This is a genomic window from Prochlorococcus sp. MIT 1011, from assembly GCF_047305235.1.
GTDB lineage: Bacteria > Cyanobacteriota > Cyanobacteriia > PCC-6307 > Cyanobiaceae > Prochlorococcus_B.
Genome location: NZ_CP138983.1, coordinates 431,307 through 456,179 on the forward strand (window position 1 = coordinate 431,307; position 24,873 = coordinate 456,179).

General features: G+C 34.3%; 26 protein-coding genes. 14 read left to right on the top strand and 12 right to left on the bottom strand.

The genetic code is table 11. The features are described from left to right. Positions 1 to 198: 198 nt before the first annotated feature. The 5 genes from SIB75_RS02340 to SIB75_RS02360 form a co-directional block, all read right to left on the bottom strand. The gene (locus tag SIB75_RS02340; RefSeq protein WP_413683818.1) at positions 199 to 366 is read right to left on the bottom strand and encodes a hypothetical protein; all 168 of its coding nucleotides are present in this window, start codon (positions 364 to 366) and stop codon (positions 199 to 201) included. A gap of 172 nt (positions 367 to 538) precedes the next feature. Next, a complete protein-coding gene (locus tag SIB75_RS02345) occupies positions 539 to 1,504 on the bottom strand; it encodes a DUF1517 domain-containing protein (protein ID WP_413683819.1) in 966 nt (321 codons plus the stop codon). Positions 1,505 to 1,522: 18 nt separating this feature from the next. Further along, a complete protein-coding gene (thiS, locus tag SIB75_RS02350) occupies positions 1,523 to 1,741 on the bottom strand; it encodes a sulfur carrier protein ThiS (RefSeq protein WP_413683820.1) in 219 nt (72 codons plus the stop codon). Continuing rightward, positions 1,738 to 2,784 carry a thiamine phosphate synthase gene (locus SIB75_RS02355; protein ID WP_413683821.1) on the bottom strand — a complete coding sequence of 349 codons (1,047 nt, stop codon included), beginning with the start codon at positions 2,782 to 2,784 and terminating at the stop codon, positions 1,738 to 1,740. The genes thiS and SIB75_RS02355 overlap by 4 nt, the downstream gene beginning before the upstream one ends. Before the next feature lie 157 nt (positions 2,785 to 2,941). Then, complete coding sequence (locus tag SIB75_RS02360; RefSeq protein WP_413683822.1) at positions 2,942 to 3,862, bottom strand: bifunctional riboflavin kinase/FAD synthetase; 921 nt, start codon at positions 3,860 to 3,862, stop codon at positions 2,942 to 2,944. Between the two features lie 60 nt (positions 3,863 to 3,922). On the opposite strand from SIB75_RS02360, the gene SIB75_RS02365 reads away from it, so the two are divergent. Next, positions 3,923 to 4,486 (top strand): DUF3611 family protein, encoded by a 564-nt coding sequence (locus SIB75_RS02365; RefSeq protein ID WP_413684766.1) that lies wholly within the window; start codon positions 3,923 to 3,925, stop codon positions 4,484 to 4,486. 3 nt (positions 4,487 to 4,489) lie between these two features. On the opposite strand, the gene surE is transcribed toward SIB75_RS02365, so the two are convergent. Further along, positions 4,490 to 5,278, bottom strand: a complete 789-nt coding sequence (gene surE, locus SIB75_RS02370; RefSeq protein ID WP_413683823.1) for a 5'/3'-nucleotidase SurE — start codon at positions 5,276 to 5,278, stop codon at positions 4,490 to 4,492. 68 nt (positions 5,279 to 5,346) lie between these two features. On the opposite strand from surE, the gene pheS reads away from it, so the two are divergent. Together pheS and SIB75_RS02380 are read left to right on the top strand one after the other, a co-directional pair. Then, entirely contained in the window at positions 5,347 to 6,354 is a 1,008-nt protein-coding gene (gene pheS / locus SIB75_RS02375; RefSeq protein WP_413683824.1) for a phenylalanine--tRNA ligase subunit alpha, read from the top strand. Between the two features lie 95 nt (positions 6,355 to 6,449). Next, complete coding sequence (locus tag SIB75_RS02380) at positions 6,450 to 7,358, top strand: NAD(+) kinase (RefSeq protein ID WP_413683825.1); 909 nt, start codon at positions 6,450 to 6,452, stop codon at positions 7,356 to 7,358. Positions 7,359 to 7,362: 4 nt separating this feature from the next. On the opposite strand, the gene cbiE is transcribed toward SIB75_RS02380, so the two are convergent. Beyond that, entirely contained in the window at positions 7,363 to 8,649 is a 1,287-nt protein-coding gene (cbiE, locus tag SIB75_RS02385; RefSeq protein ID WP_413683826.1) for a precorrin-6y C5,15-methyltransferase (decarboxylating) subunit CbiE, read from the bottom strand. Between the two features lie 148 nt (positions 8,650 to 8,797). Here cbiE and SIB75_RS02390 point away from each other — a divergent pair, with 148 nt between their 5' ends. From SIB75_RS02390 to lexA, 6 genes are all read left to right on the top strand, one after another. Continuing rightward, complete coding sequence (locus SIB75_RS02390; protein WP_413683827.1) at positions 8,798 to 9,031, top strand: hypothetical protein; 234 nt, start codon at positions 8,798 to 8,800, stop codon at positions 9,029 to 9,031. Continuing rightward, positions 9,018 to 9,512 carry a DUF3122 domain-containing protein gene (locus SIB75_RS02395; protein ID WP_413683828.1) on the top strand — a complete coding sequence of 165 codons (495 nt, stop codon included), beginning with the start codon at positions 9,018 to 9,020 and terminating at the stop codon, positions 9,510 to 9,512. Before SIB75_RS02390 ends, SIB75_RS02395 begins: the two co-directional genes overlap by 14 nt. A gap of 2 nt (positions 9,513 to 9,514) precedes the next feature. Continuing rightward, positions 9,515 to 10,609 carry a bifunctional diaminohydroxyphosphoribosylaminopyrimidine deaminase/5-amino-6-(5-phosphoribosylamino)uracil reductase RibD gene (gene ribD, locus SIB75_RS02400; RefSeq protein ID WP_413683829.1) on the top strand — a complete coding sequence of 365 codons (1,095 nt, stop codon included), beginning with the start codon at positions 9,515 to 9,517 and terminating at the stop codon, positions 10,607 to 10,609. Positions 10,610 to 10,714: 105 nt separating this feature from the next. Continuing rightward, positions 10,715 to 12,589, top strand: a complete 1,875-nt coding sequence (gene ftsH / locus SIB75_RS02405) for an ATP-dependent zinc metalloprotease FtsH (RefSeq protein WP_413683830.1) — start codon at positions 10,715 to 10,717, stop codon at positions 12,587 to 12,589. Between the two features lie 54 nt (positions 12,590 to 12,643). After that, positions 12,644 to 13,600 carry an ornithine carbamoyltransferase gene (gene argF, locus SIB75_RS02410; protein ID WP_413683831.1) on the top strand — a complete coding sequence of 319 codons (957 nt, stop codon included), beginning with the start codon at positions 12,644 to 12,646 and terminating at the stop codon, positions 13,598 to 13,600. Between the two features lie 65 nt (positions 13,601 to 13,665). Beyond that, on the top strand, positions 13,666 to 14,274 hold the full coding sequence (gene lexA / locus SIB75_RS02415) for a transcriptional repressor LexA (RefSeq protein WP_413683832.1): 609 nt from the start codon (positions 13,666 to 13,668) through the stop codon (positions 14,272 to 14,274). A 29-nt stretch (positions 14,275 to 14,303) separates the two neighbouring features. Here lexA and SIB75_RS02420 read toward each other — a convergent pair whose 3' ends face one another. Then, complete coding sequence (locus SIB75_RS02420) at positions 14,304 to 14,462, bottom strand: hypothetical protein (RefSeq protein WP_413683833.1); 159 nt, start codon at positions 14,460 to 14,462, stop codon at positions 14,304 to 14,306. A 952-nt stretch (positions 14,463 to 15,414) separates the two neighbouring features. Next, positions 15,415 to 15,876, bottom strand: a complete 462-nt coding sequence (locus tag SIB75_RS02425; protein WP_413684768.1) for a DUF2214 family protein — start codon at positions 15,874 to 15,876, stop codon at positions 15,415 to 15,417. 327 nt (positions 15,877 to 16,203) lie between these two features. On the opposite strand from SIB75_RS02425, the gene SIB75_RS02430 reads away from it, so the two are divergent. Beyond that, positions 16,204 to 16,494: a hypothetical protein gene (locus tag SIB75_RS02430; RefSeq protein WP_413683834.1), complete on the top strand. Its 291-nt coding sequence runs from the start codon at positions 16,204 to 16,206 to the stop codon at positions 16,492 to 16,494. A gap of 8 nt (positions 16,495 to 16,502) precedes the next feature. Further along, a complete protein-coding gene (gene galE / locus SIB75_RS02435) occupies positions 16,503 to 17,549 on the top strand; it encodes a UDP-glucose 4-epimerase GalE (RefSeq protein WP_413683835.1) in 1,047 nt (348 codons plus the stop codon). 66 nt (positions 17,550 to 17,615) lie between these two features. Here galE and SIB75_RS02440 read toward each other — a convergent pair whose 3' ends face one another. After that, positions 17,616 to 18,872, bottom strand: a complete 1,257-nt coding sequence (locus tag SIB75_RS02440) for a polysaccharide biosynthesis/export family protein (protein WP_413683836.1) — start codon at positions 18,870 to 18,872, stop codon at positions 17,616 to 17,618. 323 nt (positions 18,873 to 19,195) lie between these two features. Here SIB75_RS02440 and SIB75_RS02445 point away from each other — a divergent pair, with 323 nt between their 5' ends. From SIB75_RS02445 to SIB75_RS02455, 3 genes are all read left to right on the top strand, one after another. Next, positions 19,196 to 19,324: a hypothetical protein gene (locus tag SIB75_RS02445; protein WP_413683837.1), complete on the top strand. Its 129-nt coding sequence runs from the start codon at positions 19,196 to 19,198 to the stop codon at positions 19,322 to 19,324. Between the two features lie 165 nt (positions 19,325 to 19,489). After that, positions 19,490 to 20,410: a GDP-L-fucose synthase family protein gene (locus SIB75_RS02450; RefSeq protein WP_413683838.1), complete on the top strand. Its 921-nt coding sequence runs from the start codon at positions 19,490 to 19,492 to the stop codon at positions 20,408 to 20,410. Between the two features lie 29 nt (positions 20,411 to 20,439). Further along, positions 20,440 to 21,618 carry a DegT/DnrJ/EryC1/StrS family aminotransferase gene (locus SIB75_RS02455; protein WP_413683839.1) on the top strand — a complete coding sequence of 393 codons (1,179 nt, stop codon included), beginning with the start codon at positions 20,440 to 20,442 and terminating at the stop codon, positions 21,616 to 21,618. 24 nt (positions 21,619 to 21,642) lie between these two features. Here SIB75_RS02455 and SIB75_RS02460 read toward each other — a convergent pair whose 3' ends face one another. Further along, positions 21,643 to 22,137: an NUDIX domain-containing protein gene (locus tag SIB75_RS02460; RefSeq protein WP_413683840.1), complete on the bottom strand. Its 495-nt coding sequence runs from the start codon at positions 22,135 to 22,137 to the stop codon at positions 21,643 to 21,645. Positions 22,138 to 22,183: 46 nt separating this feature from the next. Then, positions 22,184 to 24,631 (bottom strand): tetratricopeptide repeat protein, encoded by a 2,448-nt coding sequence (locus tag SIB75_RS02465; RefSeq protein WP_413683841.1) that lies wholly within the window; start codon positions 24,629 to 24,631, stop codon positions 22,184 to 22,186. Positions 24,632 to 24,873 lie beyond the last annotated feature (242 nt).

Here is a 24,873-nt window from a genome sequence, read left to right on the forward strand (position 1 = left end):
ATTTTTTGGAGTCTATTTCTAAGACTTGTTCTAACCATAATTTCATTGAGTTAGGTAGAAGTCCTTTCTCATATCGAAATATTGCTTCAGTAATAACGGGTGTATTTATCCATTGAATTTGCTTCCTTCTCATCAACTTTTTTACTTTGACCTAAGTTGGTCTATTAATCGAAGGTGCGCAAGGGGAAAAAAATAGAGTTAGAACTCTTCGTCATATTTGCTACTGAGTCTTGTTAATTCATCACTGTTATTGCTCGATTCAACATCTAAAAGTCGATTAACCAACTCGGACAAATCACGCTGAGCTAGTTCACCCGAACTTTCCCATTTCATTGAACGTGGTTCTGGTTGTGAAGAAGCGGACACTTCTGTAAAAAATAAAAAACTGTGAGCGAATGCTAACTCTTATTTGTATCTTTTTTACGCGTTGTTTACCTAAATTAGGCGAAGAAAATATAAAGAAATCAAGATTTTGGTTGCTATAGACACTGGCTTTATAAATCTTTAAGATTTGGTCGTTGGATTGGCGTGTTCTTCTTTATAAATGCTTAAGATTTGGGTATTGAGTTATTAGTTCTTCTTCTCTCAAGGTCTCTCCTTCTCCATCTGGTTGCCAGATGACTTCTAAAGCTATTAAGTCGCTTGATGATATTGAGCCTAATAGTCTCAACGCCTCTGTGATGAGTTCGTTGCTTGGGAAGTTGTTCAGTCTTAAATCCTTTTTTGTCGCTACTAAAATCGTAATCGCGATGTATTCATTTGTTGAATCTGAATCACCAGGATTCGATTCATTATTTGTTGATGTAGATATTTGACCGGAATAGTTTGATGTGAGTTCTGCTTTTAATTTGCTTCTTTCAGTTATTGATATTCGATTAAATGTTGATTCTGCGGAGGCGAACGGAACGGACCCTGTTTCTATATTTGAGTAGACCCATAATTCAGGCTTCCTTAACAATGAGAGGGTTGTGTCTTGAAGAATTCTTTGAAGCCCAGATGAAGTTGAGGTGTTTGCAGAGGCAGCAAGCTCCCTAAGGTTCACTTGAATTTCTTTTGCACTTGCCAGTAATCCAATTTGAAACTGTATTAAAGAAACTTTGGAGGGATTAATTGATTGAGAAACTATTGAGTCGTTACTTGCATTGGAAAAATTTGAAGAGTTTTTAAATGAATTAACAATTACACCAACGATTGACATAATTATTAAAAAACCAAAAATCCCACCTCCACCAAAGCCAAATATTGGCAATAAGAAAGGAAAACCAATACCACCTCCTCTATAGCCACTTCCATAACCTCCAAAGTTACTGCCTCCATAACCTCCGTAATTTTGCCTCTGTGGTGAAGAAGGTGCCTGAAAACTTCCTCCGCCTATTCGTCCTCCACTCGCTGCTGCTGCAATGTTGGGATAGGTAAAGAAAGAAGAGAAGATTATTGTTGAAACAACCAGAAAAGAAAAAATCTGTTTTCTTTTGATCCAGTTAAAGCAAATAGTTTTGAACACTTATTTATTCAGTATTAATTAACTGTAGGAACCTCCACCAACAATTGTTACAACCTCTAAGCAATCCCCATCTTTTATTTTTGTACTTATCCAATCTTTTGGGTTAACAATTACGCCATTTAACTCAACCACAACCAATTGAGGTTTGAAGCCCAAGCGTTCAAGTAATCCCTCCAGTAGGATTTCTTTGTTAGATTTTTCAATAGTTTTTATTTCACCGTTGATTTTTAAGTTCATGTTAAAAGTTTGAGAAGTTCTTCAGTTTTTAAGAATGGGTCATTTGAGTTAATGATTGCATCTGATACGGCTATACGTAGGTTATTTATATGGTTTAATTTGTTGATATTTGAGCTATTGATTCCACCAATAGCAAATGCAGGTAGGAGAGTTTTGCTTAATCCCTTTGAAAGGTAGTCAATTCCTATAGGGTTTAGTTGTTTTTTTGTTTGAGAGGGAAAAATAGGGCCTATACCAATATAATCACAGCCCTCATCTTCGGCATTTTTTATATCTTCAATGCAGTGTGTGCTTCGACCAATGATCTTTTCAGATCCTAGGAGCTCTCTTGCAATTTTGGTTGGTATATCTTCTTGCCCTAAATGAATTCCGTCTGCGTCAACAGCAAGTGCGATATCGATACGGTCATTGACTACAAATAGTGAATTGTATTCTTTGCAAAGAGATGCTAAGCATTTAGCTTGCGAAATTTTTTCATTATCATGTAAAAATTTCTCTCTGTATTGAACTATTTTTACGCCAGCTTTTAGGGCCTGAAGAACAACCTCTTCGAGATTCCTTCTGTTTGTGGTAATTAAATATACGGAACAATCTTTTAAGGTTTTTTTCTTCTCAATACCTTCCGAGGTATTAAGTACTTTTAGCTCGATTTCATAAGCTTTATATCTGATTTTAGTGGCTATTTCACAAAGTCTCGGATCTGTTGTTCGAGTAAATTCCTCTATAACTCTTAAGGCTTCTTGAACTCTGGATGAATTTGCGATAAATACAGACTCTGGGGTCGTTCTGACTTGTTGTAACGGATGTGAAACCCCCATTGCGGGGTCGTTGGATGTAAGCCTCGCTTTTCTATAAATATTGTGGTGATGGACTCCTAATTGCTGCCTCCAATCTTTGATTTGGATAGAAAAATCACTCCTCTTTAGACCAAACCTGCACCAATCTTCCATAACTCGAAGCCCTTCTCTAGCTCGATCAAGGTTCGCGTCAATCAATTGAGCAATACGATTATCAGAGGGAGGGGTGACAGTCATTGATTTCATGTCATCCTTTATTAGATGATATGTATCTAAATTTTATTGTGGAAAATGATTCTGAGAACAATATGACTGTACTTATTTGGGGTGTTTTTTTGTTGGGGGGCATTGGTTTATTTGTTGTGTGGGGATTATCTAATGCTTATCCCTCAATTACTTAAATTTAGAGATCGTTTGCCAAAATTTCTTTTGCCAATATTGCATCTAAAGTTATTTGTTTGCTTAGTGCTTCAATGCTCTCAAACTTTTGTTGAAGTCTAATTCTTTGCACAGGTTCAATAATTAATTCTTGTCCTAACAGGTTGATTTTTTTATCAAGAAGGTGAACTTCTACTGCTGATAATGAGTTTGGATCAATAGTGGGCTGAGGTCCAATGTTCATAACGGCTGAGAAACGTTCTTTTTTGTTTGCTATTGAAGCCCAGGCTGCATAAACCCCCAATGTTGGAAGAAATTTTCGCCCATCTATTTTTAAATTTGCTGTTGGCCATCCAATTGTTTTCCCTAAACCTCTACCTTTTTCCACCATCCCCATAAAGGTATATGGACGCTTTAATAGATATTTTGCATGTTTTAAATCACCTTCATTGAGTGCTTTTCTTATTCTGCTACTACTGAGTCTTCCATTATCGTCTTCAAGGATTGGAACGATAGAAACTTTTATTCCAAGAGATTCACCAATTCTCTTGAGTGTAGAAATGTCACCTTCTCTATTGCGTCCAAATCTAAAATTTTCTCCAACTGCAATGTGCTTAGCTTGAAGGGTTTTCACAAGAATTTCATCTACAAATGTCTCAGCACTTTTAGAAGCAAGAGTTTTATTAAATGGAACTAAAACTAATTGTTCTATTCCAAGTGGCTCTAGTAAAGACGTTTTCTCATTTGGTAAATCTAATCTTAATCTTGATTCTCCGAAGAGAACTTCTCGTGGGTGAGGCCAGAAGCTGACAACGGTTGGGATACCAATTGGCTCCTTTAATATGGCTTTTATTACTTTTTTATGACCTAAATGTAGGCCGTCGAAACTACCTAAAGCTAGTGCTGTAGGTAGTTTCGCGTTTTCAGGAGCACAGAGAGGAATCAAGATAGGCGTGCAATTTTTATGCTTAGATGGCAAGTTTGGTTTATAGCCTTATTCATCGTGATGGCAGATCAACGTGACTTTCAATTGCTTTCTTTAGGATTGAGAAGAATTGGTTGGATTCGATTTTGGATTCAAACAATTTTGGGTGTAGTAGTAGTTGGCGTTTTGTTGTTCAACAATGTTGGAAGTAGTTTAGCTAGAAACTCAGAGCGAGCATTAGGACTGGGTCCAGGTTTGTCTCTCACGACATTGGCATTTATTTTATTGCTATTTAGCCTTTGGCAAGGATGGTTAATTGTTAAGACTGGGAGAGCACTTGATAGTGAGGCACGTCCGGGCAGAGGAGAAACAAGTCGATTGCTTAAGAGAGGCTTGATTGTCGATTTGGTGGGATTAGTTTTTTCGTCAGTTGGATATCAATCCTTGGCAGGTGCTTTATTTGTTCAAGCTTCAATGCAAGCTCCTGGGATTTCTATAGGTGCAGGTATGAGGGCAATGGAAAATTATCCAATTACCTCTCTAGAAATGCTCTCTGTTTTAAGTAATACACAAGTTTTATTTGCACACTTAATAGGGTTGATTTTTTCTTTATGGTTATTACAGAGAATTTATAGGAAAAACTGACTCTTATATTAGTTTTGGTAAATCATCTAAATCACCTCTCCAAAAGAGATCAGGTTGAATAGGGGTTAAAGAAGGAGAGCGCAACGCTATTTGTGATACGTCACTTGGCCAGCCTTTAGGTCCTTCACCAGCTGATTGAAGATCTTTTACAGCCTCCCCAGCCATCCAAAAATAGGTGTTCCCTCTCGGATCGACCCTACGAATGAATTGCTCCTCATATTGTCTGATTGAAAGTCTTGTCCAAACCAAATCTCTCATCTCTTTTTCTTCACAAGGGGGAATATTTAAATTTAGGAGTAGGTTTTTTGGCCAACTTTGTTGTATTGCTTTTTCTGCAATATCTAGTGCTAGTTTTCCCGCAAAACTAAAACTTTTCCATTGAAAACTTGCAATGCTTACTGCTATCGAGGGGATTCCATCCAAAGTCCCTTCAAGGGCAGCAGCTACAGTCCCTGAGCAAAAAATATCCGTACCAAGATTAGGTCCATGATTAATTCCAGAAAGGATTAAATCTGGCTTTTGATCAAGAAGTTCATTAAGTGCGAGTTTTACACAATCAGCGGGGGTACCACTACAGCCCCAAGCCTTAATACCTTCTCCAAATAACTCGTCCGCTTTTTCAGCTCGTATTGGCGAATGTAAAGTTAATCCATGCCCGGTTGCTGATCTTTCTTGATCTGGACAAACAACAGTAACTTTATGTCCTCTTTTTGCTGCAGATGAGGCAAGTGTTCTTATTCCATCTGCAAAAACTCCATCATCATTACTAATTAAAATTCTCAATGGTTTCATTGTTTATCTATTGGTTTTTAGAACTTGGACTGGTTGCCGATTAAACTAGTACTCGAGATTGGAATTCATTGAGTTCAACATTATCCCTAAAACAGCTCATTAATGAGCTTGAAATTTTAGAAAGCGAGGCGGCAAAAGACATTGCTGCTGCTGAAAATTCTGAATCAATAGAAAAATTGAGGTTGGGTTTTCTTGGAAAGAAAGGAAAACTCTCATCTCTATTGGGGAGGATGAAGAATCTTTCGGGTGAGGAAAGACCTATAATTGGTCAAAGAGCGAACGTTTTAAAAAACCAATTGCAAGAATTAATAAAGGAAAAGCTTGAAATTTTAAAATCTCAAAATTTAAATCAGATATTAATAAAAGAAACTATAGATGTTACAGCTCCTCCAACTGGTTTTGCTCAAGGACATCGGCATCCCTTAATAACAACTACTGAACAAATCATTGATCTCTTTTTAGGTCTCGGTTATCAAGTCTCTGAAGGTCCAGAGATAGAAAATGATTACTACAATTTTGAAGCACTAAATATCCCGCCTGATCATCCTGCTAGAGATATGCAAGATACTTTTTATTTAGGAGGCGAATATCTTTTAAGAACTCATACTTCTCCTGTTCAGATTCGTTGTCTTGAGAGCAAGAAGCCTCCTGTAAGGATTGTTTCTCCTGGTCGGGTATATCGTAGAGATTCCGTTGATGCGACTCATTCACCGGTTTTTCATCAAATAGAGGTATTGGCAATTGATGAAAACCTTGATTTTAGCCATTTGAGAGGCACTGTAATGGCTTTTTTAAAAGCGTTTTTTGGAGATTTGCCAATTCGTTTCAGAGCTAGTTATTTCCCATTTACAGAACCATCTGCAGAAGTTGATGTTCAATGGAGAGGAAAATGGTTAGAGGTCATGGGTTGTGGAATGGTCGATCCTGCTGTTCTGGAAGGGTTAGGAATTGATCCAGAAAAATATAGTGGATTTGCTGCTGGCCTTGGTGTTGAGAGATTCTGTATGGTTAAACATGGTGTAGATGATATTCGAAAGTTATATACAAGTGATCTCAGATTTTTAGAACAATTTTAACTTTAAATATTTTCTGAATTAATTTTTAATTGTATTAAATAAATATTATCCACATTTAATTGCTAATATTGAAAAATTGTTTGTAAGTATGATCGGTGCCCCGAGTTGGACTGATCGTTAATGACGGGAAAGAGCTTGCTGTCAAGACAGCAAAAACTTTTCAGAAAAGACTAGAAGATTCTGGTTTTGATGTTGTCAGAGTTAGCAGCTCGGGTGGTTTGTTGGGTTTTGCTAATCCTGATCAATACATGAGTTCACAAGGATATAACTCCTGTATCCCTGATGGTTTTGATTCTTCGATTTTGCTTGCAGTTGTACTAGGAGGTGATGGAACTGTTTTATCTGCAGCAAGACAAACTGCACCAATTGGCATTCCCATCCTTACTATCAATACTGGACATTTAGGCTTTTTAGCAGAAGCGTACCTCTCAGACATAGATAAAATTTTCAAACATTTAGCTCTAAGACAATGGAAGATTGAGGAAAGAACTAGTTTAGTCGTAAGTGTTATGAGAGGGGATCAATGTCGATGGGAAGCACTTTGTCTTAATGAAATGGCATTGCATAGAGAACCTATGACAAGCATGTGTCATTTTGAAATTTCTGTTGGCCGTCATGCTCCTGTAGATATTTCAGCAGATGGTGTAATTCTTTCTACCCCAACAGGTTCAACTGCTTATTCACTCAGTGCTGGGGGACCAGTGATCACTCCTGATTGTCCAGTTTTGCAACTTACTCCAATATCACCTCATTCACTTGCTTCAAGAGCTCTTGTATTTAGTAATGAAGAACCAGTAACGGTTTTCCCTGCTACACCAGAAAGATTGATGATGGTTGTTGATGGCAGCGCAGGTTGTTATGTATGGCCAGAGGATCGTGTGCTAATTAGAAAAAGTGATCATCCAGTTAAATTCATTAGACTTTCAGATCATGAGTTTTTTGAAGTTCTTGGGAATAAATTAGGTTGGGGACTACCGCACGTTGCAAAGCCTGGTAAAAGATAAAAAATTATTGGATTTCACCTTTCAAAATAAAAACAGGGTTTAGAGGAGACAACCTTATATCTTCTCCAATACTTACACCTCTATATGATTGATGTTGACTAATATTTAGTTTGTGAACTTTGGGTTTTAAAATCGCCTCTAATTTTGATATCGATTTTAATGATATTAGTGGTATTACTAATATACAAGCATTTTTTATTAGCTTCAATACTTCTTCCACAATTAAATGTGAGTTTGATCCACCACCTCCGATAACAACTCTGTCTGGATGTATAAGACTAGGAATTATTTTGTTTTCTTTGAATATATTTAATACCTCATCTTCAATTATCAAAGATGGTCTAACTCCAATTCTTCTTGCGTTCTCTTCAATTATATTTTTGCTTCCAATCCTTTTATCTATGGATACTAATTCTAGATTTGGAGATATTCTTAATGCTTCCAAACCTATACTCCCAACCCCACTTCCTATGTCCCAAATTACTCCTTGCTTTGGGAGATTAAGTTCGGCAAGAAGTTGAACTCTTACTTCTCTTTTTGTCATTAACCCAGGACAGTCTGAATTTTGAAGAAAAACTGAATCGTCAATTCCAAATAAAGGTAAATCTTTTGATTGAATTGGTGGCTCAATTTTTTCAAAAAGAATAACAAGATGCAATGGATCAATATCCTTTGGGAAATCTTCAATTGAATTAATTTTTATGATTCTTTCATCTTGATATCCAAGCCTTTCAAAAGTCCAGAATTCATATTTACCCTCTAACCCTATTGAATGAAGTAATTGATAAACCTCTTCAGCACCGCCTCTATTTGAGTCAGGTAGAACTACAAGTGAAGAAGGAAGCTTCTTAATTGCTTTTTCAAATGAAAGCTGGTCTCTTCCATGAAGACTGATCCAGTTTGAATTTTGCCAAGGTTTGCCGAGTCTGGAAAAAGCCAATTGGAAAGAGGTGGCGGCTGGCTCAAAATAAAGTTTTGATAAAGGAAAGTTTTGAATTAACAATCTACCAATTCCAAACCAAAGAGGATCCCCACCAGAAAACACAATTGTTTTTTTTTCTTCTTTTTTTAATAAATCTATAAAGCTAGTTAGTTTGTCAGTTGAAATGAACTCGAACTTATGGTTTTTTATATTTTTATCTTTTAACCAATTTTTGAATGAATCTAAAATTCTTTGCGGGCCAGTGATTCTTTCAGCTTTAAATATGGGGTTTTTCTTAGCTTCAAAAAAACTTTCAGCACTTGAAGTATCAATTCCTATGACGTGTATCTGCTTGGACTCATTAGGCATGGTTTAAATAAATGTACGTAGAAAAATTTCTTTTTTATAGCTTTACTATTTTTTTGATGAAAATCAACTAAAACTTCAATAGTTAGTTTGAAGGTTTGTGAATCTTAAAAATAAAGAAACTGAGGAATACTTAACCAGAAGATCCCGATTGCATGAAATTTTGGTAGCGCTGATTAAGCAACAAAAAGATTTAGAATTAATGGACGATGATGTTCAAGTCTTTGACAATCCTCTTAATCATTCAGAAAAATATGATCCTTGCAAAATAGTTGAACGTAATCAACGTATAATTAAGAAATATCAGTCACTAGTTCGCTCAGCAGTAGCATTAGATGCGCTTCTTGAATCAGAAGATTACGATATTAGTCATGGAAGGATTTAGTAATTTATTGCGTCTAATAATTTCTTGCCTTTTGATTTGTTGTTGTTTTTTTACTAACGCAAATAAAAGTTATGCAGATTCAGATTTCACTTTAAATGATCAAAAAAAAGAAATTAAAAGAAGCTTAGAGAGCCTTAAAGACTTGGATTACCAAACTTGGCAAATTATTGTTTATCCAAGTTCCATAGGGTCCAAGAAGTTGATTTTAAGACTTGTTGGTTATCCAGGCTCATTAAGGATTGATCATCCCACTAACTTGATAGTTACCTCAGGAAGAAAGACTTGGGATCTGAAAGACATAACAAAAAACAGTAAAATGAAATTTCAAGCTTTGAATGATTCTGCTGCAGAATTTGACCTAAGCATTTTGATTGCTGAGTTAGATAAAAATAGACCTTTGAGACTCAGATTGCCTGGGCTGATAAATGAGTTACCAATCCCGCCATACTTAGTAAGTGAATGGAGAACATTGGCTGAATAAAAATGATTAATTTGCCTCAGAATAAAAAAATATGGGTGCCATGGATGAGGCGTGCAATCCAATTGGCTTTACTAGGAGAGGGCATGACAAGCCCAAACCCTCTTGTGGGAGCAATCGTGCTGGATTCGAGCGAAAGACTTGTTGGAGAGGGGTTTCATTCTGGAGCAGGTAAGGCTCATGCTGAGATAGAAGCACTTGCAGAGGCGGGAGAGAAATCGGTCGGTGGAACAATAGTTGTAACCTTAGAACCTTGTTGCCATCAAGGCTTAACACCCCCCTGTACAGAAGCACTTATAAAAGCTGGTTTGAAAAAAGTTGTTGTTGGTATGGTCGATCCGGATCCAAGAGTTTCAGGAAAAGGAATTTCTCGTTTAAAAGATTCTGGATTGGAAGTGATAGAGGGAGTGTTAAATCAGGAATGTGAAGGAATTAATCGCGAATTTATTTTTCGAGTTCGTAATGGTCGCCCGTGGGGCATTCTTAAATGGGCAATGAGCTTGGATGGAAGAATTGGCTTGCAAAATGGTTGTAGTAAGTGGATTACAAATTTTCCTGCAAGGGATTCGGTCCACCAAATAAGATCTAAATGTGATGCAGTAATAGTTGGAGGTGGAACAGTTCGTGCTGATAATCCTCTTTTGACTTCTAGAGGAAAATCAACTTTAGAACCTCTTAGGGTTGTCTTCTCTAAGTCATTAGATTTACCTAAATTTTCAAAACTCTGGGATACAAAAATTGCTAAAACATTAATTGCTTATGGGCCAGAGGGGGATGAAGCTTTCTTCTCTGATTTGCAAGATGGTCCAGAGAAATTGAGATTAAATTCTAATGATCCATCCGAATTGTTAAAATCACTTGCGAATAAAGGCTGTAATAAAATCCTTTGGGAATGCGGCCCCCTTTTGGCTACAAGTGCTATTGCAGATGATTGTGTGCAGGAATTAGTGGTTTTTGTCGCACCAAAACTCTTAGGAGGAAAGTCTGCAATGAGTCCTTTAAACAGTTTTGGATTTGAATCAATAAATTCTACCTACAAATTGCAACATTCTTTTTTAGATCGAAAAGGGCAGGATCTTTGTTGGAGACTACTTCTTTAGTTGGTTAATTTTGTAGAATTATAGATTCGTTCGGATCTCCCTCCAGTTAAACAAGTCGATTTGGGATAAAAGTTGTTTAACTTAGTAGCAATTAAGTTTTTGCTAATGCCAATACGACAGGACGAAAATCAACCCAATAGGCGTTTTGGAATAATTAATTTAGTTCTCATCGGTTTTGGAGCACTACTACTTTTTAGCAGTTTTTTCCCAAGCCAAAATACACAAGTTCCTAGAGTTCCTTATTCTCTGTTTATCAATCAAGTTGATGATGGAGAAGTAAAACGTGCATATATAACCCAAGATCAAATCAGATACGAACTTTCCACAGCAGAAGAAGGCGCGCCTTCAGTTCTTGCAACAACTCCAATTTTCGATATGGAGTTGCCTCAAAGGCTTGAGAAAAAAGGAGTTGAGTTTGCAGCTGCTCCTCCCAAGAAACCAAACATTTTTACGACTATTCTTAGTTGGGTTGTACCGCCTCTGATATTCATTCTTGTATTGCAGTTTTTCGCTAGAAGAAGTATGGGTGGAGGAGGAGCTCAAGGCGCTCTGAGTTTTACTAAAAGTAAAGCAAAAGTTTATGTCCCCGATGATGAATCAAAGGTGACTTTTGACGATGTAGCAGGAGTTGATGAAGCTAAAGATGAATTAACAGAAATAGTTGATTTCCTTAAAAAGCCGCAAAGATATACAGACATTGGTGCAAGAATTCCTAAAGGTGTTTTATTGGTAGGTCCTCCAGGGACTGGAAAAACTCTACTTTCCAAGGCAGTTGCTGGAGAAGCAGAAGTACCGTTTTTCATTATTTCTGGTTCGGAATTTGTCGAGCTTTTTGTTGGAGCTGGTGCAGCAAGAGTTAGAGATTTATTTGAACAAGCCAAGAAAAAAGCACCTTGTATTATTTTCATAGATGAGTTAGATGCAATAGGAAAAAGCAGATCAGGATCAATGGGCGTTGTTGGTGGAAATGATGAGAGAGAACAGACTCTTAATCAACTGCTAACTGAAATGGATGGATTCTCCTCAACTGACAAACCTGTTATTGTTCTTGCCGCCACTAACCAGCCTGAAGTGCTTGATGCAGCATTACTTCGTCCTGGAAGATTTGACAGGCAGGTATTAGTTGATAGACCAGATTTATCTGGAAGAAAAACTATTCTTGAAATTTATACAAAAAAAGTAAAACTTTCAAATGAAATTGATTTAGATCGAATAGCTCAGGCCACTAGTGGATTTGCTGGAGCTGACTTGGCGAACATGGTTAACGAAGCTGCACTTTTAGCTGCTAGAGGTAAAAGAACATCAGTTGAACAACAAGATCTAAATGAGGCTATTGAAAGAGTAGTAGCAGGATTAGAGAAAAAAAGTAGAGTATTACAAGATGATGAGAAAAAGATTGTTGCTTATCATGAGGTTGGCCATGCAATAGTTGGTCATTTGATGCCTGGTGGTAGCAAAGTTGCAAAAATTTCTATTGTTCCTAGGGGCATGAGTGCTCTTGGTTATACTCTTCAATTACCTACTGAGGAAAGATTTTTAAACTCAAAAGAGGAGTTGCAAGGTCAAATAGCAACTCTTCTTGGGGGAAGATCTGCTGAGGAAATAATCTTTGGAAAAATCACTACAGGTGCTTCAAATGATCTTCAGAGAGCTACTGATTTAGCAGAACAAATGGTTGGTACTTATGGGATGAGTGATATCTTGGGCCCTTTAGCTTACGACAAGCAAGGTGGTGGTCAATTCCTTGGTGGTAATAACAATCCTAGAAGAGAATTGAGTGATGCAACTGCTCAAGCTATTGATAAAGAAGTAAGGAGTCTTGTAGATGATGCACATGAAAATGCATTAAACATTCTTAAAAATAACCTTTCATTACTAGAAGATATTTCTCAAAAAATCCTTGAGAAAGAAGTTATAGAGGGAGATGAGCTTATAGAAATGCTTGCTAGCAGTGTTATGCCTGAAAAAGTTTTAAACTAAAAGACTTGACTTTTATATCCTTTATCTCCGATAAAGGATATTTGAGGCTTTCCTATGGCTTCAGCATTTAAAGGCTCAGCTTCTACTTTAGGCTCTTTTCGTAAAAACAATTTTCTCTCCTCAGCTGATTTAAGTACTGATCAAGTCTTGTCTTTATTTGAATTAGCAAAACAGCTCAAAAGAGGACATAGAAGAATAGACCTTGGAAACAGAGTCCTTGGCTTGATATTCAAAAAAGCCTCCACAAGGACAAGAGTTAGTTTTCAAGTGGCTATGGCAAGACTTGGAGGTCAGACTGTTGATTTGAATCCCCAAGTTACACAACTTGGCAGGGGTGAACTCATCAAAGACACCGCTAGGGTTTTGAGTCGTTACTGTGATGTCCTCGCAATTAGAACTTTTTCTCAGCAAGAGTTGGAAGAGTATGCTCAGTGGTCTACTATTCCTGTAATCAATGCCTTGACTGACCTTGAGCATCCTTGTCAGGCATTAGCTGACTATTTAACTATTCAAGATAAATTTGGGAAGCTTGAAGGGATAAATCTTTCTTACATCGGAGATGGAAATAATGTCGCCAATTCATTGATGATATGCGGGGCATTGTTGGGAGTTAATGTAAAAATTTGTTCTCCAGTAGGATTTGAGGCTGACCCTAAAATGGTAGAGAAAGCCAAATATCTTTCTGAGTTTGGTGCAAAGATATCTATTAGTAATGATCCTTCAATTGCCGTAAAGGAAGCTCAAGTTATTTACACTGATGTTTGGGCATCTATGGGGCAAGAGGAAGAAAAATTAAAAAGGAAAGAAATTTTTGAAAAGTATAAAGTCAATCAAAAATTAATAGGTCTTGCAGATAAAGAGGTGATTATTTTGCATTGCTTGCCGGCTCATAGAGGAGAAGAGATTACAGAAGAGGCTATAGAGAGCAAAAATAGTAATGTCTTTGAACAAGCAGAGAATCGTCTTCATGTTCAGCAAGCTTTGCTCGCTGCTCAACTTGGGGGCCTTTAGGGTTGCGATTACGGTAAAAATTAGGTACATATGTATTGGAGGACATATGTACTTGATTTATCCAAATGCCAGGTGAAGCTCTAACTACTGCTCAGCAAGAATTATATGACTGGCTTGTCAATTTTATTGATGATCAACACCATAGTCCTTCCATAAGGCAGATGATGCAAGCGATGGGGCTAAGATCTCCAGCACCAATACAAAGCAGATTAAGACATTTACAAGAAAAAGGTTGGATAAAATGGCAAGAAGGTCAGGCAAGAACCCTTCAATTGATAGAAGAAAGTATCTCTGGTGTTCCTGTTATGGGATCAATAGCTGCAGGAGGATTGGTTGAGACTTTTGATGATGTACAGGAAACTCTGGACTTGAATTCAGTTCTTCAATTAAAAGGACTTTTTGCTTTGACGGTAAATGGAGATTCAATGATTGATTCATTTATTGCCGATGGAGATATGGTCTTAATGGAACCGGTTAATGATCCTTCTGGTTTGAGAAACGGAACTGTTGTAAGTGCACTGGTCCCAGGATTGGGGACTACTTTGAAACATTTTTTTCGTGATGGTAGCTCAGTTCGCCTAGAAGCTGCTAATTCAGCTTATGAGCCTATAGAAATTGATGCTGAACGAGTACTTATTCAAGGAAAGTTGGCCGCTGTGTGGCGAAAAACTTAAGTCTATTTTAATTACGAACTAATAATTAATTATTTTTTAGACTTCCAATACTTGAATAAGGATTTTCTATTCTTATCTTCAACATAGACTAAATTATCAGCTGCGTTTAATAGATTTTCTGTTGGAAAGTAAGGCTTTCTTATAAGAGTTCCTAACCCTTTTGCTTCTATATAAATTCCTCCTTCCATATGAACTAGTTGAAAGGTCCAGTCTTTATTCCAATAAAGCGAGAAAGGATTATGTATAAAAACACTATGACTCTGATTAAACTTCTACAGGACTAAAGTCAGGGAAAGAAAGTAAATAATTAATAAAATATTTAGTATTTCTAAAAATAATATTTCAATATAAATATTTTTAATTTGCGTTTTCTTATTAATTTTACTTAAGAAAGTTATGTTCATTAAATTTTTTTGGAAACTTTATTAGTAATGAGTTTATCGAAGTTTTCTAATTTAAATTATTTATCCTCTAGAAAAGAGATTAGATTTATTAGCTGAGTTGAGCGAAAAAGGGAGAAGCGAATTGACCTAGAAATACTAGAATAACTACCTCTGCGAATTTATTTTTGTTTGAGTTATGGTTCTTTTATCGCTTGGTGAAAAGTTTTAAATTGATTGATTTTTAAAATTAAAAGCTGATAGCGAGATGAATAATTATGGAGACTTTTGATAGAGTTTTCCACTTTTCCACAAATTCACAATATATAAATTTTCACAATCGCGGAGATGGCAATTCTATAAGTGGATTAATTACAAAAAAAAGGTTTTCACTCAAATCTCTTTCCCCGCAGTTGGTTTCGGATCTTGGTATCTCTTGATACATTATCAAGTTCTTGTTAAAAATCCCAGACAAAACATTTTGCAATATTTGGAAAACAAGAAATTGTGGAAAAGTTCGAGTTGTACTTTTCTTGCTCTAAACAGTTTTGTTGTCTTAATTGCGGTGAGTTATCTTGAACTAAAAAAAGAACAATTAATTTGTATTGATCAAAATTTTATATATTCTTTTGATTTCTCGTTAGGCAAATTTTCTTGAATATGAATTATTTTGATCTAAATGGTTTTTCTCTTAGTAATTATTTTATGTGATTGAAGAAACTTTATTCAATAAATAGTCAAATTAATTTTCTAGATTAATTTAATTAATCCCTATACCTCTGGCCATTAAGGTCGCGAAAAAAGGTATCAATGAGAAACCAAATAATTCTATGTTTATTATTAATTTTAATCTTGCAACCAAATTAGCATTAACGTCTGGTAATTTCCCTTTGCTTAAAGGGATTGCCCATAGGACATAAGTAATTGTCGGATATAAAGATAATGAACCTACTAAGGCAAAACCAGTTATTTTTGTCCAAAAAATTGGGTTATGAGTATAAAATTCTGAACCTTGACCAAATTTTATTACTCGATATATTCCACTGATTAAAAGAGCTAGACCCGCAATTCCATATATTATGTCTGCAATAACCATAGAGATAGCATCTTTTCTATTGGGATCAGATTTCAAATTAATCCTTTCAAAGACTAAAGCTCCAAAACAAAGCATAAAACTTAAGTAATGGATATAGGCCACGGAGGCACTTTTGATTCCATCCATAGTGGCTTGATTCTTTGCTTTTAGTACATTGTATACAATAGCGATATACATAAAGCACCGCTGAGAATAGAATTTTCATTATCTCGACAGAGAAAAAACAATGTTGAATAATAAGTAAATCAAAGTTATTTCTTAGAAATAATTTTTTTTATATTAAGAATATATGGTTTTTATATTTATAGATAAAGTTTTTGATAACGTAGTTTTAAAATCATTTTACATAATTTATATTTAGTAAAAATGATAAAGTTTCGCACTCTATTCTCTTCTGCTTTTTTTCTAATTATATTTGGATTCTTTTTTGTTTTCTCATTATTTAATTTAGAGGTGAATGCCTCCACTATTAAGCAAAATGATGAATTGATTGAAAGAATTGCGAAAGACTTTTCAAAAAAGTTTTGCAATGGAGTTGGTTTTGGTCTGTCACAAGAAAGTGCAGTCAATTTTGCTATGAAGGAGAATGTGGCTATCTTTAAGAATAAGAAAGGGATTGAAAATATCGATACTCAAGCAATAGCTGAAAAAGTTTCTATTTCTGTTGATGAAAAATGTGGTTACCTTTTGCAACTTTCAAAAGAACAGTGGGGACTGAATTTTGAAAAAGGTGACTTAAATTGATGTCATAAATGAGAGTCTTAGTTACAGGGGGAGCAGGTTTTATAGGAAGCCACACATGCCTCGCTCTACTTGAAAAAGGTTATGAGATAATAGTAATTGATTCTTATATAAATAGTCATAAACGATCTCTTAAGAGAGTTGTTGAGATATTTACAAGAAATAATATAGTAAAACATATTGATATTGAGGTAGGAGATATTAGAGATGAAAAGGTATTAGATAAATTATTTTTAAGATATAAAGATCTTGGTAATCCTATCAAGGCTGTTATTCACTTTGCAGGGAGAAAATCAGTTAAAGAGTCTGTGCTTAACCCTTTGCTTTATTGGGATATAAATGTTAATGGATCCATTACTCTTTTAAGAGTAATGGACAAATATAACTGTCGCACAATTGTATTTAGTAGTAGTGCAACTATTTATGGAGTATCAAATTGTTTACCCCTTAAAGAGAATGCAAAAATAAAACCAATAAATCCCTATGGAAGAACCAAAGTGGCTATAGAGCAAATACTAAGTGATACATTTCATAGCCACACTAATAAATGGAAAATTGCCAATCTTCGATACTTTAATCCTATTGGTGCACATTCCTCTGGGATGATTGGAGAATCTCCCATAGGTATCCCTAATAATATTTTTCCATATATTACCCAAGTAGCTGCAGGTGTTTTGGATGAATTAAAGATCTTTGGCAAAGATTGGCCTACTTCAGATGGAACTTGCATAAGAGATTATATTCATGTTATGGATCTAGCTGAAGGACATATTGCTACTTTAGAATATTTAAATAATTTTGAAAAAAAAATAGTTAATCTAAACCTGGGAAGAGGTTTGGGAACTAGTGTTTTAGAACTTGTAGATACATTTGAAAAAGTAAATAATGTAAAAATATCTACGAATTTTTCCAACAGAAGAATTGGTGATTGTTGCACATTAATTGCAGATAATTGTCTAGCACTTTCATGTTTAAATTGGTCCCCCAAAAGAGATTTAGTGAAAATGTGTTTAGATGGTTGGAAATGGCAATTATTAAATCCAGATGGGTATCAATGAGTAATAAAAAATTAAAAGAAAATATAATTATATCTAGTAAGAATTAATTAGAGAATCAAAAGTTAATCAATTTTTAGTTAAACTTTCGTATAGCGTTTTGGTTGTATAAATACCTACAAAAGGTTGAGTTATTTCTCCAAGTGTTTTTGTGCTCCTTCCTAAAATACTAGATTTAACAGTTAATATATCTCCTGATAATAAATAGGGATTTTGACTAGACCCTGGCGTGGCTCTTGAGGAATAGTTAATATTTCTTCTCGTTAATGTTCCATCTTGATTATATCTAAGTAAAAACACTTTGCCTGAGAGAGGGCTTCTTGGGCCTGTTAAATCTATTAGATCTGAAAGAGTACCCTCGATTGGAATTTCTATGGTTCCAGGGTTCTCTATTTCACCTGAAATAGCTACAGTCATAAATCTTGGACTTAGGCCAGAGAGTATTGAATTTGAAATAATTGTTGGATCTTTTGTTTGAAGTTTGGGGATGAATATAGAGTCTCCATCAAATAATCTAATATCTTTACTAGTGTCTGCATTCTTTATGTAAGATTGGAAATCAATTATGGCTCTTTTTTTGCCTCCTCCATTCCCAATAGGTATATCTCTGACTATTTCTATCTTAGAAATATCACTATAAGAAGTTAGACCGCCTGCGCCTTGAATTGCATTTGAAAGAGTAGTTATATAATCATTATCTCTTTTAATATCAAGAGTAGAGATTCTTTGAGAATTTAAATTGGAGATAATATCTTTAGAAGACGGTAAAATGCTTGATCTATTAGAATTCTTAGTTAGATTATCATAATATAAGTCTGAGGTTTTTCTATCTAAAGGATCTAATATTGTTTTTATATTCGTTGAAGTAAAAGAAGGAAATTTTATCATTCCAGGCGATCTTACTTCTCCTTTTACAGCAACTCTAATAGGTTTGAATTGATCAATCCTTATATATATTTCTGGATTTAAAAGGAACTCTTTATAACGCTCTTCAAGTAGTTGGGTAAGCTCTTTAATAGTTAAACCTCTAACAAAAGCATATTTTAATCTTTCAAAATATATTTCTCCTTGTTCATTAATAGTATAAAAGCCAGAAAGCTCAGGAGCATTAATAAAATTTATATTCAAACGATCTCCTGTATCTAATATATAGTCATTTAGTTCATTTGTTGATTCTAAGTATGATACCTCTATATCAGTTGTTCTTTCTGTGACAACTTGTTGTGCTTGTGCTTGTGCTTGTGCATTTATCAAGCTAGATATGCAAAGACAGCCCACAATATTTATTGAAAGTGCTTTGAATTTGTTTGTTTTTTTTATGTTCACAGCTGAAGAGGGCCTCTAAAGCATATTACTTAACTTTGTAGATTTGCAAAATAATTCTCCGTATTGCATGCATACGGCGGGAATATTTAAATAGCTAATAAAAAGGAGATAGAATTAAGGGCAGGTTTTGTTGCTGATTTGCTTGGTCAAGGCCACAGCTGCACCGTAGTAACGACCCGAGTGACTGAGGAGTATCAATTAGCAGATGACAAGCTCGAAGGATTAAAACCAAGGCAATGGACTTGATTGTTCAAGACTTTGAGGAGATCAATATTTAGCGGCCGCAAATGGTAGCGAAACTACTCGTGAATCTCGAATAAGGTATGCAAAAAGGATTGCTCCATAACCAACTAACTGGTGTTGCTGCCTGCGCTAGACAAATAATTTCATTGGCTGGATTAGCAGCTGAATCCTCACATGCCAATCAAGCGAGAAAATATTTATTGTTTTGAACTTAAGTTAAAACCCAATTCTCTATTCTGCCTAGCAGAGGATTAGTTTATTGAAATAATGACCAAGAAAAATAAATATGACTATTGGTGCTATGTTTAACTATTAAAACCACTTTCTCAAAGTAGATTTTTAAGAAAGTTTTTATTTAACTTTGCAAAATTATTATGCGTGTTCTTCTAACAGGAGGGACTGGAATGGTTGGACGTAATATAAAGGAACATCAAAAGGCTATTAATTATTGTGTTTTGGCGCCCTCTCGTCAAGAACTAGATTTAACTAATAGAGAACAAATAAGAAATTATTTGAGGATTAATAGCCCAGAATATATTATTCATGCCGCTGGATTAGTTGGTGGAATCCATGCAAATATAGCAAACCCCTCAAGATTTCTAATAGAGAATCTTGAAATAGGTTGTAATTTAATATCTGAAGCAGCAACCATGGGAGTAAAAAATATTATTAATTTGGGAAGTTCTTGTATGTATCCCAAGAATGGACCTAATCCATTAAAAGAAGAATATTTATTAAATGGTTTTTTGGAGCCAACAAATGAAGGTTATGCAATCGCTAAGATAGCAGCACAAAGATTATGTGACTACTTAAGAATAGAGGATGATTCGAGAAATTATATTACTTTAATGCCTTGTAATTTGTATGGTAAATATGACAATTATAATCCTAAAAGATCTCATTTAATTGCTTCAATAATAGTAAAGCTACATGAAGCTAAAGTTAATAATAAAAAAACAGTTGAGATTTGGGGAGATGGCAAGGTTCGAAGAGAATTTATGTATGCTAAAGATTTTGCCGACGCAGTTTGGTTCTCTTTAACTAGGATAAAGGAAATGCCTCATATGATTAATATAGGCATAGGAGAAGATTATTCGATTTTTGATTATTATAAAAAAATATCTATGATTTTAGGGTTTGAAGGATCTTTTACATTTAATCTAAGTAAACCTATTGGCATGAAACAAAAGTTGTTAGATGTTAAGAAAATAAATCATTTAGGTTGGTTCCCAAGGCATAATTTAGAATTAGGTGTAAAGAAAACTTATTCTCATTATTTAGAGTGCAATAGATGATAATAAAAAATATTTCTGATTTCTAAAAAATGTATAAAAAAATAGGCTTAGCTTCGGAAACAATACCTAAAGAACATCTAGATAAATTATCTGAATGGATTAAAACTTACCCAAGACTGACTCAAGGAGAGAAAGTATTTGAATTTGAATCTTTATTTTCAAAATATATTGGGATAAATGATTCAACTTTTATTAATAGTGGTTCTTCTGCCAATTTATTAATGGCAACTACAAATCTATTTTTTAAAGATTTAAGGAATAAAAAAGTTGGTATACCGGCCTTATCATGGGCAACTACAGTATCACCATTTATTCAGTTAGGTTATCAACCGTATCTATTGGATGCTGATCCTATAAATTTAGGTGTTAACGTTGATAACTTATATAAGTTAATAAAGGAAGAAGATATTGGAACTTTAATTCTAGTCCATGTTCTTGGTCATAATTCATCTGTTGAGAAAATCCTAGATATTTGCGAAGAATTTAATATCCGTTTATTAGAGGATAATTGCCAATCATTAGGTTCTACCCTTGCTGGAAAATGCCTAGGATCATTTGGTCTTGCATCAACATTTTCATTCTTTTATGGTCATCATATTTCTACCATTGAGGGAGGATGTGTTTGTAGTAATAATCATGAGTTTAATCAAGTAAGCAAGTCATTAAGGTCTCATGGCTGGGGAAGAAACCTTGATGTGGAATTTCATAAGAATTTAAGATCAAAATACAACACCACAGACTTTAGAGATTTATATACATTTTATTTTCCTGGATATAATTTAAGATCTACTGAGTTGAATGCATTTTTGGGTCTGATGCAGATAAGTATTTTAGATGAATATTGTTCAAAGCGTTCGATTCTATTTAATAAATACAGGGAAGAGTTATCAAACTTTTGGTGCCAAGAATCATCTAACGATTTTATTTCAAGTTTTGCTTATGCTACTTTAATAAAAAATCCTGAAGAGGTTTGGATTCATTTAAAGAATAAAAATATTGAAAGTAGACCTCTTATTGCTGGGAGTATTGGACAACAGCCATTTTGGAGGGAATATAATGGAAAAAGTACTTCTCTAAAATATGCAGATCAAATTCATTTATATGGAATTTATCTTCCTATTAATGCAGATATAGATACAAGCGATGTCACTAGAATATGTACTGAATTTAAAAAAATTGCAGAACCCTTCAATTTTTATGAGATTTAAATTCAATTAAATTTTCCAAATAAATTATTCATTTATTTTTATATGTTTTATTTGATCTAAATACATCTTTGAATAGGAATGAATAGAATTCGAATGAATATCTTCAAGAGATACCCATTCGAAATTTGAATGTTGCTCACTTAAATTTATTTTTGAATTAATATCCTTTGGTTCGACTTCTATTAATCTTGCTTCTATAATGTAATGTGTACTGCTCTCTGAAGCGGACCAAGATGTAACATTATAAAAATGTTCGTATAAACCCATTGAAGTAGTTTTATTAAATGTAAAAGTTAAACCTGTTTCACTTAGTAATATTCTATTAAATGCATCTTTAATCCGTTCGTTTTTATAAATTCTCCCTCCTGGTACAAAAAGCTTACCTTTAGCTGGATTGTTTATTCTATGTCCCATTAATACCCCACAGTTTCGAGAAAATATAATCATATCAATACCAAATATTGGCATTGAACTTACACAAGTTCTCCAGGTCTCTTCAGATAATTTTTCAGTAATCATTATGAAAATATTAACTTAACTACTTTAACACTATTAATAACTTAGGCTAATATAAGTTTTTAACCAGATTAAGATAAATTTTTTCAAGATCTTTAGTATATAATTTTGAATTGAAAAGTGATGATTCGTTTTTGAGTTTTTTTAGTTTAGATTTTAATTTCAAAAGTTCATTCTCGCTACTTGCTAGTCTTAGGGCTGTTTCTTCATATTGATTTTCATTATATGTAATTAGTTCTGGCATACCTATTGAAGTTAATAAGCTGGATGAAACTCTTGCTACGAAGTTTTCTCCTAATTTAGTTAGGACTGGCAATCCTGCACATAATGCATCACAAGTTGTTTTATGACCGTTGAAGTTAAAAGTATCAAGTCCGAGATCGCCAAGAGATTGCCTTGCTAAATGCAAATCAATTGGAACATTATTTGCGAAGATTAATCTTTTCGGATCTACATTTCTTTTCTCAGCTTCTATATATAAATTTTCAATTGCTAATTTATTTGGCTTTTTTAACCAAAGTACACTTCCTTTTATTTTTGTAAGCAATCTCATCCAAATATCAAACTCTCTTGAAGTTATTTTTTTATTGCTGTTAAAGCAGGTAAATATAAATCCTTCATCAGGTAGGTTGAAATCTTTTCGGGAAAGAGGTTCATTATTTATTTTTATTTTATCATCATTGCATAAATAACAATTTGGCATATTGATTATCTTCTCTGAATAGAATTTCTCATAATCATTTGGAATAACAATCTCATCTGCGAGAATATAATCCATAACATCAGATCCAATTGAAGCAGGATATCCCAAATAGTTTATTTGAATAGGTGCTACTCTAGAAGAGAAGATAGAAAATCTATTTTGTGTGGTATGACCCATCAGATCTACCGCAATATCAATTTTATCATCTATCGCTAAAGCTATAGCTTCGATATTATCTAACTTGCTTATATCTCTAAAAATGCATTCAGATTTTCTTGCCCTGTCAGTATATTCATCTTCTTTTGGCACAAATGAGTATAAATATATTTTAAACTTAGATCTATCGTGCTGTGCAAGTAGAGGAGTAATGAGTTGCATTACAGGATGAGCCCTAAAATCAGCAGAGAAATAACCTATATGAATTATATTTTTTTTGAAATATTTAATATGTTTTTTTTGTAGAGTATAATTTTTTTCATTAAATTTTTTAGATCTTTTTAAATGCTTTAAAGGATTATCTTCGTAATAAAGTAAATTAAATGGTGAAACAGAAGATCCTTCAATGCCAAGATCCTTCAGCCAAATTGTATGTATATCTTTATCTCTCCAATCGCAGATTTTGCCTTTGACTGCAATTAAAGCAGCCTTCGCCTCTGATAATTCATTGTTCAATTTTAGCGCTTGTTTAAATTGATTTATAGCATCACGAAAATTACCAATATCATTAAATACATTTCCTAGATTGTAATGAGCATTTGCGTAATCAGGATTGATTTCAATTGATTTGAGGTATGACAATTCTGCCTCTTGCAATTTACCAAGATCTCTCAATACACTTCCTAGGTTGGAATGAGCATTTGCGAAATCAGGTTTAAGTTCAATTGCTTTGCGTTGAGATAATTCTGCTTCTTGTAATTTGCCAAGATCTCTCAATACATTTCCTAGATTGGAATGAGCATTTGCGTAATCAGGTTTAAGTTCAATTGCTTTGCGTTGAGATAATTCTGCTTCTTGTAATTTACCAAGATCTCTCAATACACTTCCAAGATTGGAGTGAGCGTTTGCAAAATCAGGTTTAAGTTCAATTGCTTTGCGATGAGATGATTCTGCGTTTTGTAATTTGCCAAGATCTCTTAATACATTTCCTAGATTGGAATGAGCATTTGCGTAATCAGGTTCAATTTCAATTGCTTTGCGGAGTGATAATTCTGCTTCTTGTAATTTACCAAGATCTCTCAATACATTTCCCAGATTGTAATGAGCCTCTGCGAAGTTAGTTTTTAGTTCAATTGCTTTGCGTTGAGATAATTCTGCTTCTTGTAATTTACCAAGATCTCTCAATACATTTCCCAGATTGGAATGAGCATTTGCGAAATCAGGTTTAAGTTCAATTGCTTTGCGTTGAGATAATTCTGCTTCTTGTAATTTACCAAGATCTCTCAATATATTTCCTAGATTGGAATGAGCATTTGCGAAATCAGGTTTAAGTTCAATTGCTTTACGGTATGACAATTCTGCCTCTTTTAGTTTGCCAATAGAATTCAATATGACTCCATAATTAGAGAAAACCATTTCATTTTTGAATCCTTGACTAATAAAAAGTTGATAATATTTTGATGCTTCTGATAGTTTTCCTTCTGAATGAAACTTAAATGCTAGTTTAATTATTTGTTCTTTAGAAGGATTATTAGTAGTAATAGTTATATTTTCTTTTAGTTCTTCTAAAGCAAATGGCACTGGGAATGTTTTTACTTCAGAGCCTGCTTGCTTTTGATTTCTTTTTGCTTCGGTCAAATTATTTGTTTTGCGAAGGATCTATTGATAGGGATTATACGTTGCACTAAAGTTTTGAATTTAAAAATAAATTGATCCTCTGCAACGTCAGCAGTCGTCCATCTCCATGAAAGGAGAAGTAATTAGTCTCGACCAGTTGCAAATAAAGACGTTTGGTAATTTCCCAGCTTTTTCCCTTAGGGTAAAACTTCTTTTCCTTCGGGGAAAGTATCGGGAACTTTAACAATGCTTGTTATATTAAT